The sequence below is a fragment of the Pseudomonas sp. MWU16-30316 genome (genome assembly GCF_020515645.1).
Taxonomy (GTDB): Bacteria; Pseudomonadota; Gammaproteobacteria; order Pseudomonadales; family Pseudomonadaceae; genus Aquipseudomonas; species Aquipseudomonas cerasi.
In genome coordinates this window covers 63,176-78,712 of sequence record NZ_JAIZAZ010000007.1, presented here as the reverse complement: position 1 = coordinate 78,712, position 15,537 = coordinate 63,176, and the positions used below count along the sequence as shown (strand labels likewise).

The 15,537-nt window shown below is 59.1% G+C and carries 15 protein-coding genes; 8 read left to right on the top strand and 7 right to left on the bottom strand.

The window, feature by feature from the left end; translation table 11 throughout:
* The first annotated feature begins 1 nt into the window (after position 1).
* From livM to LCH65_RS20680, 4 genes are all read left to right on the top strand, one after another.
* A complete protein-coding gene (gene livM, locus LCH65_RS20695) occupies positions 2-1,315 on the top strand; it encodes a high-affinity branched-chain amino acid ABC transporter permease LivM (RefSeq protein ID WP_024662691.1) in 1,314 nt (437 codons plus the stop codon).
* Positions 1,312-2,187 carry an ATP-binding cassette domain-containing protein gene (locus tag LCH65_RS20690; RefSeq protein ID WP_003431920.1) on the top strand — a complete coding sequence of 292 codons (876 nt, stop codon included), beginning with the start codon at positions 1,312-1,314 and terminating at the stop codon, positions 2,185-2,187. The genes livM and LCH65_RS20690 overlap by 4 nt, the downstream gene beginning before the upstream one ends.
* Positions 2,184-2,900, top strand: a complete 717-nt coding sequence (locus tag LCH65_RS20685; RefSeq protein ID WP_004407872.1) for an ABC transporter ATP-binding protein — start codon at positions 2,184-2,186, stop codon at positions 2,898-2,900. The genes LCH65_RS20690 and LCH65_RS20685 overlap by 4 nt, the downstream gene beginning before the upstream one ends.
* A 720-nt stretch (positions 2,901-3,620) precedes the next feature.
* Positions 3,621-4,385 carry an SDR family oxidoreductase gene (locus tag LCH65_RS20680; protein WP_003431917.1) on the top strand — a complete coding sequence of 255 codons (765 nt, stop codon included), beginning with the start codon at positions 3,621-3,623 and terminating at the stop codon, positions 4,383-4,385.
* 36 nt (positions 4,386-4,421) lie between these two features.
* Here the strand turns inward: LCH65_RS20680 and LCH65_RS20675 are convergent, their stop codons facing one another.
* From LCH65_RS20675 to yghU, 7 genes are all read right to left on the bottom strand, one after another.
* A complete protein-coding gene (locus tag LCH65_RS20675) occupies positions 4,422-5,636 on the bottom strand; it encodes an AGE family epimerase/isomerase (RefSeq protein ID WP_003366369.1) in 1,215 nt (404 codons plus the stop codon).
* Positions 5,637-5,708: 72 nt separating this feature from the next.
* Entirely contained in the window at positions 5,709-7,601 is a 1,893-nt protein-coding gene (gene dxs, locus LCH65_RS20670) for a 1-deoxy-D-xylulose-5-phosphate synthase (RefSeq protein WP_024662689.1), read from the bottom strand.
* A 162-nt stretch (positions 7,602-7,763) separates the two neighbouring features.
* Entirely contained in the window at positions 7,764-8,651 is an 888-nt protein-coding gene (locus LCH65_RS20665; protein WP_226439756.1) for a farnesyl diphosphate synthase, read from the bottom strand.
* Complete coding sequence (locus tag LCH65_RS20660) at positions 8,648-8,893, bottom strand: exodeoxyribonuclease VII small subunit (protein WP_002551852.1); 246 nt, start codon at positions 8,891-8,893, stop codon at positions 8,648-8,650. The genes LCH65_RS20665 and LCH65_RS20660 overlap by 4 nt, the downstream gene beginning before the upstream one ends.
* A gap of 102 nt (positions 8,894-8,995) precedes the next feature.
* Positions 8,996-10,162, bottom strand: coding sequence for a cystathionine beta-lyase (gene metC / locus LCH65_RS20655; protein ID WP_096127771.1), 1,167 nt, complete (start codon positions 10,160-10,162; stop codon positions 8,996-8,998).
* Positions 10,163-10,241: 79 nt separating this feature from the next.
* Complete coding sequence (locus tag LCH65_RS20650) at positions 10,242-11,258, bottom strand: PDDEXK nuclease domain-containing protein (RefSeq protein ID WP_003366377.1); 1,017 nt, start codon at positions 11,256-11,258, stop codon at positions 10,242-10,244.
* Between the two features lie 202 nt (positions 11,259-11,460).
* Positions 11,461-12,303, bottom strand: coding sequence for a glutathione-dependent disulfide-bond oxidoreductase (yghU, locus tag LCH65_RS20645; RefSeq protein WP_058416246.1), 843 nt, complete (start codon positions 12,301-12,303; stop codon positions 11,461-11,463).
* A gap of 306 nt (positions 12,304-12,609) precedes the next feature.
* On the opposite strand from yghU, the gene LCH65_RS20640 reads away from it, so the two are divergent.
* The 4 genes from LCH65_RS20640 to LCH65_RS20625 all read left to right on the top strand — a co-directional run bounded on the left by LCH65_RS20640 (position 12,610) and on the right by LCH65_RS20625 (position 15,531).
* The gene (locus LCH65_RS20640; RefSeq protein WP_058416247.1) at positions 12,610-13,386 is read left to right on the top strand and encodes an ABC transporter permease; all 777 of its coding nucleotides are present in this window, start codon (positions 12,610-12,612) and stop codon (positions 13,384-13,386) included.
* Positions 13,383-14,087, top strand: a complete 705-nt coding sequence (locus tag LCH65_RS20635; RefSeq protein ID WP_003366382.1) for an ABC transporter ATP-binding protein — start codon at positions 13,383-13,385, stop codon at positions 14,085-14,087. The genes LCH65_RS20640 and LCH65_RS20635 overlap by 4 nt, the downstream gene beginning before the upstream one ends.
* 66 nt (positions 14,088-14,153) lie before the next feature.
* Entirely contained in the window at positions 14,154-14,915 is a 762-nt protein-coding gene (locus tag LCH65_RS20630; protein WP_058416248.1) for a glycosyltransferase family 2 protein, read from the top strand.
* 1 nt (position 14,916) lies between these two features.
* Complete coding sequence (locus LCH65_RS20625; RefSeq protein ID WP_226439755.1) at positions 14,917-15,531, top strand: phosphodiesterase; 615 nt, start codon at positions 14,917-14,919, stop codon at positions 15,529-15,531.
* Positions 15,532-15,537 lie beyond the last annotated feature (6 nt).

The window sequence follows — 15,537 nt, the reverse complement described above, 5'->3', positions numbered from 1 at the left end:
TATGTCCGTTCCTGTTGCTGTTCCTGTTTCCAAACCTGTCGACATCAAGAAGAGTCTGATCGATGCCGTGGTTGCCGGGTTGCTGGCGCTGATTGTGTTCGGCCCCATCGTCGGGATCGTGCTCGATGGCTACAGCTTCAACCTGCAACCGACCCGCGTGGCCTGGCTGGTGGGTGTGGTCATGATCGGTCGCTTCCTGCTCAGTCTGTTTCTGCAGACGCCCAGCGGCCTGCGTGTTTCCCAGAGCTTCGAAAGCTCCGACTCCGGCGTGCATGTGCTCAAACCGGATCATCGATCGCGCCTGTACTGGATCATTCCGCTGCTGATCGTGATTGCCATCGTGTTCCCGATTTTCGCCAACAAGTACATTCTGACCGTGGTCATCCTCGGTCTTATCTACGTGCTGCTGGGCCTGGGGCTGAACATCGTGGTCGGTCTGGCGGGGCTGCTCGATCTTGGCTACGTGGCGTTTTATGCCATCGGAGCCTATGGTCTGGCGCTGGGCTATCAGTATCTGGGGCTGGGCTTCTGGTCGGCGTTACCGCTGGCGGCGATTGCGGCGGCGCTGGCCGGATGCATTCTTGGTTTCCCGGTGTTGCGCATGCATGGTGACTATCTGGCCATCGTGACCCTCGGGTTCGGCGAGATCATTCGTCTGGTGCTGAACAACTGGCTTTCGTTCACCGGCGGCCCGAACGGTGTGCCGGTGCCCGCGCCTACCTTCCTGGGGCTGGAATTCGGCCGACGCGCCAAGGATGGCGGGGTGCCGATCCATGAATATTTCGGCTTCGATTACAACCCTGACCTGAAATTCATCTTCATCTACGCCGTGCTGTTTCTTGTCGTGCTGGCGGTGCTGTTCATCAAGCATCGCCTGACCCGCATGCCGATCGGGCGTGCCTGGGAAGCCTTGCGCGAGGATGAGATCGCCTGTCGTTCGATGGGCCTCAATCACGTGCTGGTCAAGCTGTCGGCGTTCACGATTGGCGCATCGACCGCAGGCCTTGCCGGTGTGTTTTTTGCCAGCTATCAGGGCTTCGTCAACCCAACCTCATTCACCTTTTTCGAATCGGCGCTGATTCTGGCGATTGTGGTGCTGGGCGGCATGGGCTCGACCGTCGGTGTGGTGATCGCCGCGTTTGTGCTGACCGTTGCGCCTGAGCTGCTGCGCAGCTTCTCCGAGTACCGCGTGCTGCTGTTCGGGATTCTGATGGTGCTGATGATGATCTGGCGACCACGCGGCCTGATTCGCATCAGCCGCACCGGGGTGAAACCGCGCAAGGGCGCGCTGGTGACTGAGGGGGCTGCGCGATGAGCACTGAAGTGATTCTCTCCGTAGAGCACCTGATGATGCACTTTGGCGGCATCAAGGCCCTCAGCGACGTCAGCCTCAAGGTCCGTCGCAATTCGATTTTCGCCCTGATCGGCCCCAACGGTGCGGGCAAGACTACGGTCTTCAACTGCCTGACCGGTTTCTACAAGGCCACTGGCGGACGCATCGAACTGCACACTCGTGGCAAGACCACCAATGTGATCAAGCTATTGGGCGAGCCGTTCCAGGCGACCGACTTCGTGTCGCCGAAAAGCTTCCTCAGCCGGGTGTACTACAAGATGTTCGGCGGCACCCATCTGGTCAACAGGGCAGGGCTGGCGCGCACGTTTCAGAACATTCGCCTGTTCAAGGAAATGTCGGTGGTTGAAAACCTGCTGGTCGCCCAGCACATGTGGGTCAACCGCAGCCTGATCAGCGGGATCCTGAATACCAGGGGCTATCGCAAGGCCGAAGAGGACGCGCTGAATACCGCCTTTTACTGGCTGGAGGTGGTCGATCTGGTGGACTGCGCCAATCGTCTGGCTGGCGAGTTGTCCTACGGGCAGCAACGCCGTCTGGAGATTGCACGAGCCATGTGCACGCGGCCGCAGGTGATCTGCCTGGATGAGCCGGCTGCCGGCCTCAACCCGCAGGAAACCGAGGCGCTCAGCGGCATGATCCGTCTGCTGCGTGACGAGCACGACATGACCATCGTGCTGATCGAGCATGATATGGGCATGGTCATGGGGATTTCCGACGATATTGTGGTGCTCGACCATGGCAACGTGATTGCGATGGGGGGGCCGGAACAGATCCGTAACGATCCGAAGGTGATCGCCGCGTATCTGGGCGCTGATGAAGAGGAGCTGGTATGAGCAAGCCGATCCTCGAACTGAAAGAGATCGATGTGTTTTACGGGCCGATTCAGGCCCTGAAGAAAGTCTCGCTGCACATCAATGAGGGCGAAACGGTGAGCCTGATCGGCTCCAACGGCGCGGGCAAGTCCACGCTGCTGATGTCGATCTTCGGTCAGCCGCGCGCGGCCAGCGGGCAGATCATCTATCAGGGCACCGATATCACCCAGAAGTCCTCGCATTACATCGCCTCCAACGGTATTGCGCAGTCGCCGGAGGGGCGGCGGGTCTTTCCCGACATGTCGGTCGAGGAAAACCTGATGATGGGCACCATTCCGATTGGCGACAAGCATTCGGCCGAAGACATGCAGCGCATGTTCGAGCTGTTCCCCAGGCTCAAGGAGCGCCGCAATCAGCGAGCCATGACCATGTCCGGAGGCGAGCAGCAAATGCTCGCCATCGCCCGCGCGCTGATGAGTCGTCCGAAACTGCTGCTGCTCGATGAGCCAAGCCTGGGGCTGGCCCCGATCATCGTCAAACAGATCTTCTCGACCCTGCGTGAACTGGCAGCCACAGGCATGACGATATTCCTGGTCGAGCAGAACGCCAACCATGCGCTCAAGCTGTCCGACCGGGCTTACGTCATGGTCAATGGCGAGATTCGCCTGTCCGGCACCGGGCAGGAATTGCTGGTAAATGAAGAGGTAAGGAACGCTTATCTGGGCGGGCATTGAGTTCGTCAAAACCCTGCCGTTTTCTTCGCGCGCCCTGGATGCTCAAACATCCGGGGCGCGGTCGTATGCAATTGTGGAAAACAATTTTGGCGCGTCTGATAAGTGCGACATAAAACCGCTGCAAATGGTTGTTTTGTCACCGTTTTGACTTGTTCAGGTTTACTGTGGAACCGGCTGTTAATAACTTGGGAGTATTTGCCTGCAGCCCTTTATGCATAAGGCCTGTAGAAGAGTGGTTAAATTTCGCACAGTGATTTTCGACCGGCCTGATGGGGCGTTTGTCAACAGCATGGGGGCTGGTCGTTCATACAGGGTTTTCAGGTGAACAGCCTGTGGATAAGTCTGTTAACAAGCCTTGGAAAGACTGCCCCGGACGTTATAGGGTCTGGGCTACAGGCCATCACCGTTTTCTGACGCTTTCCGGCCTCTTGTCAGTGTCGGGCAAAGTCAAGGAAAAAACTTCGCCTGATACGCTGCAGGCCCCGAAACACGTGATGTCCAGCGCCACTGACTTGCCCCCAGAGATTGTGGGTCTGACTGTGGATAAGGTGGGCAAAAGTACCTGCGAGGCCCGTGTCGCAAGGCTTGCTCCGGGTTGGTTGTTTTTTGTACAAATGCACTCGGTTGTTGCATCGATGTCCCGCTGACGGGCATTCTGCTGCCCTTGCCAGAAACTTATTAACAGGCAGCGCTGTTTTTGCGCCATGTCAGGAGAATGAAATGACTTCCACTGTATTCATCACGGGCGCCACTTCCGGTTTTGGCGAGGCGTGTGCCCGCCGTTTCGCCGAGGCGGGCTGGTCGCTGGTGCTGACCGGTCGACGCAAGGACCGTCTGGATGCCTTGAGCGCCGAGCTGTCGAAGCAGACCAAGGTGCATACGCTGGTGCTGGATGTGCGTGACCGCAAGGCGATGGAGAGCGCCATCGCAGATTTGCCTGAAGAGTTCGGCACCATTCGCGGGCTGATCAATAATGCCGGCCTGGCGCTGGGGATCGATCCTGCACCCAAGTGCGATCTGGATGACTGGGACACCATGATCGACACCAACGTCAAAGGTCTGGTCTACACCACGCGTCTGCTGCTGCCACGCCTGATCGCGCATGGTCGCGGCGCGAGCATTGTCAACCTGGGTTCGGTCGCCGGTAACTACCCGTATCCGGGTGGCAACGTCTACGGTGGCACCAAGGCCTTTGTCGGGCAGTTCTCGCTGAACCTGCGCAACGATCTGATCGGCACGGGCGTGAGAGTCACCAACCTTGAGCCAGGGCTGTGCGAGAGCGAGTTTTCGCTGGTACGTTTCGGCGGTGATCAGGCCAAGTACGATGCGACCTACGCAGGTGCCGAGCCGATTCAGCCTCAGGACATCGCCGACACCATCTTCTGGATCATGAACACGCCAGCGCACGTCAACATCAACAGCCTGGAACTGATGCCAGTCAGCCAGACCTGGGCCGGCTTTGCGATTGATCGCAACCGCGGTTGAATGATGTGCTGATCGGGCCGCGCAGATGCGGTCTGATCAGCTATCTGCCGGCGTTGGCGGCGGGAATGCGCTGACGAAGCGATTTTCGACGAAATCTGCCAGGCCGATGTAGCAGGTGGCCAAGTGGTAGGGCGTCGTCGACGGCATATCGCTGCGGCTGACCCTGCCATCGGGCTCGACGCACTCGTTCCAGCCCCGGGCATGCAGAAAGCGCTGCTCGAAGGCCGACAGCTGCCGGGTCAAGGCCGCTTCGCAGTCCGGGCGCAGGGCCATCGCCCGCAGGTATTCCGCCTGGGCCCAGATACGCTGGGTGGCATCGCGCACTGTACCATCCAGCGCCAGCATCGCCGTCACAGCCCCGCTGTGAGGATCGACACCTTGCGCCTGAGCGTAGACGAACGCGCGGGTCATGGACTCATGCAGCTCGCGCCCGTGCAGTTCCGGGGACGATTGCAGCAGGAAGAACCATTCGAACTGATGACCTGGCTCGTACCAGTTATCCACAGCGCCCAGAGGCTTCTCCAGCATCACGCCGGTTGCCGTATCGACGAAACGGCGTTGCATGTGGATAACCAGCGCGTCCAGTGCAGCCTGTGTGGCAGGGTCGGCACGCACCGACAGGGTGGCCAGAAAGGCCTCTGCCAGGTGCATCAAGGGGTTTTGCAAAGGTCCGGTGCCCAGTATCGACCAGTCTTCATCGAGCTGCGCCTCGTACAGCCCGTCGTTGTCGGCAAAGCGTTCGGCGACAACGTTGAGCGCTGCATTGAGCACCGACTCTGCCAGCGGGTCCTGAGCTTTCGCCCAGTAGTGTGCACAGGCAAAAATAATGAAAGCGTGGGTGTAGAGGTCCTTGCGGCGATCCAGCGGCTTGCCCTGTGGATCGATGCTGTAGAACCAGCCGCCATGCTCGGCATCGTGGAAGTGCTGTTGCAGGGAGCGGAACAATTCACCGGCCCGCGCCCGTGCATCCGGCACTTGTGCGTGATCGATGAGGCTGGAAAACAGAAACAGCTGACGGGCACAGGCCATGGCGCGATAGCGTTGCGGCGGCAACGGTTGATCGCCGGCGTCGAGTGCTTCGTAAGGCAATGCCAATTGTGCGTTCCAGCCAGGACCCTGCCACAGCGGAACGACGACCTGCATGAAGTGCTGCTGCAAGGCGGCGAACAACGAGGTCAATTCAGGCGTGGAGGCGGAGCGGGTCACATGAGGCATCGGCTGGCATCGCGGCAGTGTCGAAGTGCGCAGCATGTTATCAGGATTGCTGCACGAGGGCGGGTGATGATCGTTCCTCACGCCAGGCGCGTGAGGAACCTCTGGCAGTCAGCCAATCAGCGCCAGTCGCTCATTGATCGCGGCTTCGATCCCTTGGGCATCCAGGCCGCACTCGGTGAGCATCTGCGCAGGCTTGGCATGCTCGACGTAGACATCCGGCAAACCCAGGTGCAATACCGACTTGAGGATATTGGCGCGCGCCAGGAATTCGCTGACCGCAGCACCTGCACCGCCCATGACGGCGTTTTCTTCCAGTGTGACCAGCAACTCGTGGTTGGCGGCAGCTTCGCTGACCAAGGCTTCGTCCAGTGGCTTGACGAAACGCATGTCGATCACCGTTGCATCGAGCTTCTCGGCCACCACCAGCGCCTCGGCCAGTTGCACACCGAACGCCAGTATCGCAACGCCCTGGCCCTGACGCCGCACAACGCCCTTGCCGATCTCGACCGGGTCAAGACTGGCCTCGATCACCGCGTTAGGGCCGGTGCCGCGTGGGTAGCGTACTGCCGCGGGGCCGGTATGCAGGTAACCGGTGCTGAGCAGCTTGCGCAGTTCGTTTTCATCGCTCGGCGTCATCACCAGCATGCCGGGGATGCAGCGCAGGTACGAAAGGTCGAAGCTGCCCGCGTGAGTCGGACCGTCTTCGCCCACCAACCCGGCGCGGTCGATGGCGAACAGCACGTCGAGGTTCTGTACCGCGACGTCGTGGATCAGCTGATCGTAACCACGCTGCAGGAAGGTCGAATAGATCGCCACCACCGGCTTGCTGCCTTCACACGCCATACCGGCCGCCAGGGTCACTGCGTGTTGTTCGGCGATGGCCACATCGAAATAGCGCTCGGGGAAGCGTTCGCTGAACGCAACCAGGTCCGAACCTTCCTTCATCGCCGGTGTGATGCCGACCAGCCGTGCGTCAGCGTCGGCCATGTCACAGATCCACTGGCCGAACACACCGGAGTATTTCGGTGCGCTGATCTTTTTCTGCGCGGCAGGCGCATTCAGCGGCTCGAGCTTGGTAATGGCGTGATAGCCGATCGGATCGACTTCGGCCGGCGCAAACCCCTTGCCCTTCTTGGTCACCACATGCAGAAACTGCGGGCCTTTCAGGTCACGCATGTTGCGCAGGGTGGCGATCAGGGTCGGCAGGTCGTGGCCGTCGATAGGACCGATGTAATTCCAGCCCAGCTCTTCGAAGAGCGTACCCGGGACCAGCATGCCTTTGGCGTACTCTTCGGTGCGCCGCGCGATTTCCCAGGCACCGGGCAGGCGCGAAAGCACCTTTTTGCTGCCTTCACGCATGCTGCTGTAGGTGCGGCTGGAAAGAATCTTGGCCAGATAATTCGACAGTCCGCCGACATTGCGCGAGATCGACATGTCGTTGTCGTTGAGGATCACCAACATGTCGGCGGCCACTTCCGGCGCGTGGTTCAGCGCTTCGAAGGCCATGCCGGCAGTCAGCGCACCGTCGCCGATCACGGCAATCGATTTGCGCTCGCTGCCCTGTAGGCGCGAGGCAATCGCCATGCCCAGCGCGGCGCTGATCGAGGTGCTGGAGTGCCCGACACCAAAGGTGTCGTACTCGCTTTCGCTGCGACGCGGAAAGGCCGCAACCCCGTCCTTCTGGCGCAGCGTGGACATGCGCGCGCGACGGCCGGTGAGGATCTTGTGCGGATAGGCTTGATGACCCACGTCCCACACCAGACGGTCGTCCGGGGTGTCGAAAACGTAATGCAGCGCGATGGTCAGCTCGATGACCCCGAGGCCGGCACCAAAATGCCCTCCGGTCTGGCCAACGGAATACAGCAATTCCAGGCGCAGTTCATCGGCCAGTGTTTCCAGCTCGGCTTCGCCCAGACGGCGCAGGCCGTGCGGGGTGTCGGCTCGGTCGAGCAACGGCGTGACCGGGCGCTCGCGTGGGATCTCTTTGAACGTCGTGGGCATCAGGCGAATCGTTATAAGTAAAAGAGGCGGCAGTTTACCTTATGCATCGCACGCTGCCCATGAAGTGAGTCGGCGGATGACCTGCCGACTGACATGTGTACTCACTGAGACCACGGTGACGCGTGGTTGATTCAGCGGATTTTCCGGTTCGGGTGACAGTGATCAGTGGCGACGTTCGACGATGTAGCGTGCCAGCTGGCGCAACGGCTCTGCGGCGGCATCGAACGGGCTCAGCGCCTGCAGCGCCTGATCACGCAGTTCCAGTGCGTAGTGTTTGGCCGCTTCCAGGCCCAGCAGCGCTGGGTAGGTCGGCTTGTCGCGGGCGATGTCGGCGCCCTGGCGCTTGCCGAGGGTGGAGGTATCGCTTTCAACATCGAGAATGTCGTCCTGAACCTGAAACGCCAGACCGATTGCACGCGCGTAGACCTGGAGGGCATCGAGGCGGGGCTGATCGGCGTGACCGCTGGCCAGTGCGCCCAGCCGGACGCTGGCTTCGATCAATGCACCGGTCTTGTGGCGATGCATGTATTCCAGCGCCGCCTGATCGAGCTTCAGCCCCACTGAACCCAGATCGATAGCCTGGCCACCCACCATGCCCGCCGGTCCGGCCGCCGTCGCGAGGGCCGTGACCATCTGCAGACGCGTCTCGGCATCGCGTGACGTCAGGTGAGGGGCGAGCAGGGCGGTGAAGGCCAGGCTTTGCAGGCCGTCACCGGCGAGGATCGCGCAGGCTTCATCGAAGGCCTTGTGGGTGGTCGGCTGACCGCGACGCAGGTCGTCGTCGTCCATTGCCGGCAAATCGTCATGGACCAGCGAGTAGGCATGAATCAGTTCAACGGCACAGGCGGCGCCGTTGGCATCCTCGGCTACACCGCCCAGTGCTTCGCAGGCGGCATACGCGAGCAGCGGGCGCACGCGCTTGCCGCCGTTCATAACGCTGTAGCGCATGGCTTCGTAGAGGCGTTCGAGCTCAGGGCCCGGGGCCTTGAACAGCGCGTCGAGTGCTGCGTTTACGCGAGTCTGGCTTTGCGCTTGATAGCTCGCGATCATTCAGGGAGTTCCGCATCGTCGAACGGCTCTTCGCTGAGCTCGCCATCGCGTTCCAGCAATACCTGAACCTTCTGCTCGGCCTGGGTGAGGGCGCTCTGGCAGTCGCGGGTCAGGCGTACACCTTGCTCGAAGGCGGTCAGGGAGTCTTCCAGCGACAACTCGCCATTCTCCAGCCGCTCTACCAGCGCTTGCAGGTCAGCGAGTGACTGTTCGAAATCCAGTGCAGCTTTCTTGCGGGCCATGAGGGCATTTCCGGTAGAGGTTAAACCGCGCGACACTAGCAGAGCGTTGGCGTCTGGGCAAATTGCGGCGACGGACCTGCGCTCTTCAAGCGACTGCAGGGGTCAACCTGCCGCGAATCCGTTGCGCAGATCCGCGATCAGGTCTTCCGGGCTTTCCAGGCCGACCTGCAGCCGCAGCATCGGGCCGCTACCGCGCTCGGGACCGTGTTGTTCGACTTCCGTGATCAGGCTTTCAAAACCACCCCAGGAGTAGCCGACGCCGAACAGTTTCAACGCGCCGGTAAAGCGATCCAGCACCTGCCGGTCAACGGTGTTGAATTCAAAACTGAGCAAGCCGTTGCAGCCATGGAAGTCGCGCTTCCAGATCGCGTGGCCCGGATCGTCCGGCAACGCGGGATACAGCACGCGGGCAACCTGGGGCTGAGTCTGCAGCCATTGTGCGATCTGCAGCGCGTGACGCTCATGCATGGCCATGCGCGCCGCCAGACTGCGGGCGCCACGCAGCACCAGATAGGCATCGTCGGGGCTGACGGTATTGCCCACGGCGGTGTTCATGGTTTTCAGGGTATGCCAGTGCGCTTCGGTGGTGCTGACGCTGCCCATCATCACGTCGGAGTGGCCGGCCACGTACTTGGTCAGGGCCATCAGCGAAATGTCCGCGCCCAGTTCCAGCGGCTTGTACAGCACCCCCGAGCCCCAGGAGTTATCCACAGCCAGCAGCAGATTCCTTGCTTTGCACAGCTGTGACAGGGATGGCAGGTCACACATGTCGAATGTCAGCGAGCCGGGCACCTCGGCATAGATCATCCGGGTGTTGGCCTTGATCAGCGATTCCACGTTACTGCCGTCGGCCGCGTAGAAATCGAACGGGATGTCGAAGGCGGTCAGCATGGTTTTCGCCAGCCGCCGAACAGGACCATAGACCGATTCGGTGATCAGGACATGATCGCCAGGGCGTAGAAACGATTGAAACATCTGCGCCACTGCGGCCAGCCCGGTCGGGTACAGGCAGGTGCCGTGTGCACCTTCGAGCTCGGAGATCAGGTCCTGCAAGGCAAACGCAGTCGGGTTGCCGTTGGCGCCGTAAGTCAGCGAGCGCTCCGGTCCTGCGGTGCGAATTTCCGCCTGCCGCAAGCTTTCCAGACTGTCGAACAGCACCGTACTGAGGCGCACGACGGGTGGGTTGACCGCAATCCCCGGCCCGCTGGCAGCACTGCGACCGCGTTGCGACAGGGCGGTGTGGGCACGAGGGTCTTTGTCTTGCGGCATTGGAGGCTCCGGGTGAAAAAGGCTTGCAGGCTGCGGCTCAGGTACCCGCAAGCGTAATGCATCGTGCGCCTGGCAGGTATCACTGATCGTTCAACACAGCACTCGCGTAGAACTCATGCAGTTTCGCTTGCAGTAACTGTCTGTCCGGCAGGCGGGTCTGGTACTCGGCAATCAACGCGGGTGAAAGCGAGCGGTTCAGAGCGTACTCGACGACTTCGTCGTTTTTGCTGGCGCAGAGTAAGACGCCAATGGCCGGGTTTTCATGGGGTTTGCGTTCGTTGCGGTCCAGCGCTTCCAGGTAAAAGTCCAGTTTGCCGAGGTATTCGGGCTCAAAGCGGCCGACCTTGAGCTCAATGGCAACGAGGCAATTGAGGCCTCGATGGAAAAACAGCAGATCCAGAGCAAAGTCCTGGCTGCCGACCTGCAGCGCGTACTCGGAGCCGACAAAACAGAAGTCGCGGCCTAGCTCGATCAGAAAGTCCCTCAGGCGTTTCAACAAACCGCCATGCAGGTCCGCTTCGGCGTGCCCCGGTGGCAGCTCCAGAAACTCCACCATGTAGGCATCACGGAATATATCCAGTGCGGCCGGCCGAGTTTCCTTGAGCATCGCCGAGGCTTTGGCTGGCTGGGTGACAGTACGCTCGAATAGAGCGTTCTTGAATTGGCGCTCAAGTTCGCGTTTTGACCACCTTTCCTGAGTTGCCATTTTCAGGTAGAACTCGCGTTCTTCAGGACGCTTGCTCTGGCTGAAAATGATCAGGTTATGTGACCAGGATAATCGTCGCGCCAGTGGCGCGACTTTCTCTTCTGCACGGTAAATCTCATAGAATTGGCGCATGCGAAAAAGGTTGCTGCGTGTGAAACCACGCAGTCCTGGCTGGGTGGTGGCCAGATGCTCGGCAAGCTGGGTGACCACCGCGTCACCCCATTCAGCGTTTTCAAGCTTGCGACTGATGTAAGCGCCGACTTGCCAGTAAAGCTCGATCAATTGCGTGTTCACCGCCTGTGCGGCCTGCTGTCGAGCGCTCCGGATCATGGCGAGCACTTCATCAAAGCGATCATGTACAGGCGTATGCGGTGTGTTGGGAGTACTCATACTGAAAGTACTCCACTGCGTAGCAACCTGATGGGCGATTGCGAGCGAAAGTCTGGAAGAACGGTTGTTCGGCTCATAAAGGCGCGTCCTTGGGCGGTGGTTAAGGTCGGCTACTTTACGTGCAGATCAGGACGTTCTGTTCCAGAGTTTCCTGTGGGTTTGTAGCATCAGGTTTCTGTCCGCGAAGGACTTGACGTGTGCCTTATTTATCCAGATCGGATGCCTGATGCCGCTCCGGAACCTGATCGGCTTCTTCGCCCCAGGTGCGATTGACCTTCTGGCCTTTGATAACGGCCGGGCGTGCGGCGATTTCTTCCGTCCAGCGAATCAGGTTCGGGTATTCGTGTACCGAGAGGAATTCGGCAGCCGAATACACTTTGTTCCGCACCAGCGCGCCATACCATGGCCAGACCGCGATATCGGCAATCGTGTAGGTATCGCCAGCCAGATAGCGGTGCTCGCCCAGGCGGCGGTTGAGCACATCGAGTTGGCGCTTGGCCTCCATCGCGAAGCGGTTGATGGGGTATTCGAGTTTCTCGGGCGCGTAGGCATAGAAATGCCCGAAACCGCCACCCAGATAAGGCGCGGCGCCCATCTGCCAGAACAGCCAGTTCAGCGTTTCGGTACGGCCTGCCGGGTCGGCTGGCAGGAAGCTGGAAAACTTCTCAGCCAGGTACAGCAGGATAGAGCCGGACTCGAATACCCGAACAGGTGTTTCATGGCTTCGGTCCAGCAATGCCGGGATCTTGGAATTGGGATTGATCTCGACAAAGCCGCTGGAGAACTGATCGCCCTCGGAGATGCGGATCAGCCAGGCATCGTATTCCGCGCCGCGGTGTCCGAGCGCCAGCAGCTCTTCGAGCATGATCGTGACCTTTACACCGTTGGGTGTGGCCAGTGAATAAAGCTGCAGCGGGTGTTTGCCGACCGGCAGCTCCTTGTCGTGCGTAGGGCCGGCGACGGGCCGGTTGATGCTGGCGAACGTGCCGCCCGCTTTTGTTTCCTGGTGCCAGACCTTCGGCGGAGTGTAGGGCGTTTGCGTCATGAGAAGCCTCGCTTGTTCAAGGGGGATCGCTGGACCGGTCGTGTTGCAAAGGACCATTGACGTTATAGATCAACGCGCGTGCAGGGAAGTGCCTTGCGATCGTGAACGAGTGTAGCGAGGGGCTCAGTTCGCTGCCGTTGGTAGCTTGTGGAATATTCCCACAGGAACTAAGGCGGCGTCCTATAGCTGTAGCTGGGTAAAAGAAGAGAACATGTGTTCGCAGCGTGAGGCCATAAGGTTATCCATTTATGATCTTGGTTGTCAAAGTCGCTCTCTCTGATTTACCTATTAATAGCTGGATACCGTATGCCGTCTTTCTGCAGTCCGGGCGTGATGAAGTGGCGTGACCTGATCATCAATCTTGTTTCCAAGGAAATAAAAATCCGTTACATGGGTGCAACGTTGGGTTTTGTCTGGTCGTTGGGTAACCCATTGGTTGTCACGCTCACGTATTACACGGTGTTCACTTATATTCTGCCCAGTAGTCAGGACCGCTTTGCGCTGCACCTGGTGACAGGGGTTGTCCATTGGATGCTTCTGGCACAAATTGTTTCGCAAAGCGGAGAGTGGCTGATCAATAACGGCAACCTCATTCGAAAGTTGCGTTTTCCCCGTCTGTTGTTACCCATTTCCGGGGCGCTGGCCATCGTCGTTTTCTGGGCCGGCTGCATGCTCGTCTATGCATCGCTATTTGCCATGCTGGGCGGTGTCTTTTCGCGTGCACTGTTGTTTTATCCGATTGTGCTGATCGCCTTCATGGCATTGATCATGGGCGTTGGTCTGGCACTCAGCGTCATCCAGGTCACCGTACGGGATGCCAAGCACTTCACCGATGTGTTTCTACCCTTGTTGTTCTGGCTTACACCCATCGTATGGGTGACCTCATCGCTGCCCGACGGTGTCGCCCGCATTGCGGCCTATAACCCGGTAGGCCTGTACTTCAACAGTTTTACCAGCATTCTGCATGGCGGAATCGTTCCCGAGCCTCGTGATTTGCTGCTGTGCGTGTTCATGGGCGCTGCGTCGCTGCTGGTGGGCCTGTTTATGTTCAGGAAGGTGGACCGCGTGGTGGAATATCTATGAGTCGCGTGGTCATCAAGGCAGAGAACCTTACCAAACAGTTTGTTCTGCGCCATAACAGAGGCGGTTTGAAGAAGAAGTTTCTGGGGCTGTTTGACACTCGATATCGTGAGCGTGCCGAAACATTCACGGCAGTCAGTGATGTCTCGTTCACCTTGCACAAAGGTGAGTCGCTTGCACTGGTGGGGCATAACGGTTCAGGTAAAAGTACCTTGTTGCAACTGGTCTCACGCATTCTTGTGCCCACCAGTGGGCGGCTGACCAGTGTGGGGCGAGTAGCACCGCTAATCGAAATAGGAGTGGGTTTTCACCCTGAACTGACCGGCGAGGAAAATATCTACCTCAATGCCAGTCTGTTTGGATTGAGTAACAAGGAAGTGCGTTCGCGCTTCAACGAGATTGTCGATTTTTCCGGGTTGGGAAACTTCATCGATACGCCGGTAAAGAACTATTCGTCAGGCATGTACATGAGGCTGGGTTTTTCAGTCGCCGTTCATGTCGAGCCTCAGACATTACTGGCTGACGAAGTTCTTGCGGTAGGGGACGAAGAGTTCAAGCGCAAATGCCACGAACGAATTCGCATGATGCAGGATGACGGGATGGCCTTGATCCTTGTTACCCACGCAGTAGAAGAAGGTAAAGAGTTTTGCCAGCGTTACTTGACGCTTGAGCGCGGCCGGATGACCGAGCAGGGTTATTACTGATTCATTGTTTCGTGATGTCATGCTTCCAGTCAACTTGGCCATCACTCAATTCATAAAGGTATTTCCATGTTGCAAATTATCGTTCCGATGGCCGGGGCCGGGAGTCGCTTTGCGGTTGCGGGCTACACCGACCCCAAACCGTTGATCCCTGTACATGGTGTACCGATGATCAAGGTCGTGATCGACAACCTGACGCCGAAGTGCCCGCACAGATTCATCTTTATCTGTCAGTCGGAACAGGTCGCACGTTACGGGCTGAGGGAAAGACTGAATGCCTGGGCGCCCGGCTGCGAGATCGTCGAGCTCGGCGGCCTGACCGGGGGCGCTGCGTGCTCGGTGTATGCAGCGCGGCACCTGCTCGACGACAGCCAGCAAGTGATGATTGCCAACAGCGACCAGTACGTCGATGTGGATATAAACGCCTATCTGCAGGTAATTAACGAGAGCGATGCAGAGGGCTTGATCATGACCATGAAAGCCAGCGATCCGAAATGGTCGTTCGTGGGCTTCAGTGCAGCAGGCATGATCGACCGTGTGGTGGAAAAGGAGGTTATCTCTGACGAGGCCACTGTCGGCATTTATAACTTTCGCCGTGCAGGTCAACTGATATCGGCCATCGAGGCGATGGTCGCGAAAGATCTTCGCGTCAATGGTGAGTTCTATGTCGCACCGGTTTACAACGAGCTCATCGGGCAGGGCGCCAGGGTCATTCATTACAGCATTGGTGCAGAAGGTCATGGCATGTATGGCCTGGGCATCCCGGCAGACCTCAACCAGTTCCTGTCGTTGCCGCTGAGCAGGCAGGCAGCCTCGGGAAAAGAGGCCTGACATGCAGATCATCAGCCATCGCGGCTATTGGCTGCAAAGGCCGCAGCGCAATCTGCCCGAAGCCTTTCATCGATCATTCGACCTTGGCTTCGGCACCGAAACCGATGTCCGTGATGTGGCTGGCCAGTTGGTCATCTCCCACGACATGCCTGCGGGCGGCGAGCTGACGCTGGACGGCCTGCTCGACATCATGGCGGGCCGCAACCTGCCTCTGGCCATCAACGTCAAGGCGGATGGCCTGGCACAGGCTCTCGCTGCAACCTTCGCCCGTTACGGCCATACCAACTGGTTCGCCTTCGATATGGCGGTGCCGGACATGCGGAGTTACCTCAACGCCAACCTCGCCACTTACACCCGTCTCAGCGATGTAGAGCCGTCGCCAGCCTGGCTCAAACAGGCTGCAGGCGTCTGGCTTGACGGTTTTGAGGGTGAGTGGTTCTCCAACCAGATCATTGGCGATCTTCTTTCCCTGGGCAAGCAGGTTTGTGTGGTGTCACCCGAATTGCACGGGCGTGGTCATGGCGCCCTGTGGCAGCAATTGCTCGAGTTCAGGTCGCAGGACCGTTTGATGCTGTGTACTGATCTTCCCGCAGACGCAGCCACTTTCTTCACGTGAGGCAAT

Bases quoted from the DNA above. Each gene is read 5' to 3' on its own strand.
- livM (WP_024662691.1), top strand. From the start codon at position 2: ATGTCCGTTCCTGTTGCTGTTCCTGTTTCCAAACCTGTCGACATCAAG.
- LCH65_RS20625 (WP_226439755.1), top strand. From the start codon at position 14,917: ATGCAGATCATCAGCCATCGCGGCTATTGGCTGCAAAGGCCGCAGCGC.
- LCH65_RS20680 (WP_003431917.1), top strand. From the start codon at position 3,621: ATGACTTCCACTGTATTCATCACGGGCGCCACTTCCGGTTTTGGCGAG.
- yghU (WP_058416246.1), bottom strand. From the start codon at position 12,303: ATGACGCAAACGCCCTACACTCCGCCGAAGGTCTGGCACCAGGAAACA.
- LCH65_RS20690 (WP_003431920.1), top strand. From the start codon at position 1,312: ATGAGCACTGAAGTGATTCTCTCCGTAGAGCACCTGATGATGCACTTT.
- LCH65_RS20660 (WP_002551852.1), bottom strand. From the start codon at position 8,893: ATGGCCCGCAAGAAAGCTGCACTGGATTTCGAACAGTCACTCGCTGAC.
- LCH65_RS20630 (WP_058416248.1), top strand. From the start codon at position 14,154: ATGTTGCAAATTATCGTTCCGATGGCCGGGGCCGGGAGTCGCTTTGCG.
- LCH65_RS20675 (WP_003366369.1), bottom strand. From the start codon at position 5,636: ATGCTGCGCACTTCGACACTGCCGCGATGCCAGCCGATGCCTCATGTG.
- LCH65_RS20685 (WP_004407872.1), top strand. From the start codon at position 2,184: ATGAGCAAGCCGATCCTCGAACTGAAAGAGATCGATGTGTTTTACGGG.
- LCH65_RS20640 (WP_058416247.1), top strand. From the start codon at position 12,610: ATGCCGTCTTTCTGCAGTCCGGGCGTGATGAAGTGGCGTGACCTGATC.
- metC (WP_096127771.1), bottom strand. From the start codon at position 10,162: ATGCCGCAAGACAAAGACCCTCGTGCCCACACCGCCCTGTCGCAACGC.
- LCH65_RS20650 (WP_003366377.1), bottom strand. From the start codon at position 11,258: ATGAGTACTCCCAACACACCGCATACGCCTGTACATGATCGCTTTGAT.
- dxs (WP_024662689.1), bottom strand. From the start codon at position 7,601: ATGCCCACGACGTTCAAAGAGATCCCACGCGAGCGCCCGGTCACGCCG.
- LCH65_RS20635 (WP_003366382.1), top strand. From the start codon at position 13,383: ATGAGTCGCGTGGTCATCAAGGCAGAGAACCTTACCAAACAGTTTGTT.
- LCH65_RS20665 (WP_226439756.1), bottom strand. From the start codon at position 8,651: ATGATCGCGAGCTATCAAGCGCAAAGCCAGACTCGCGTAAACGCAGCA.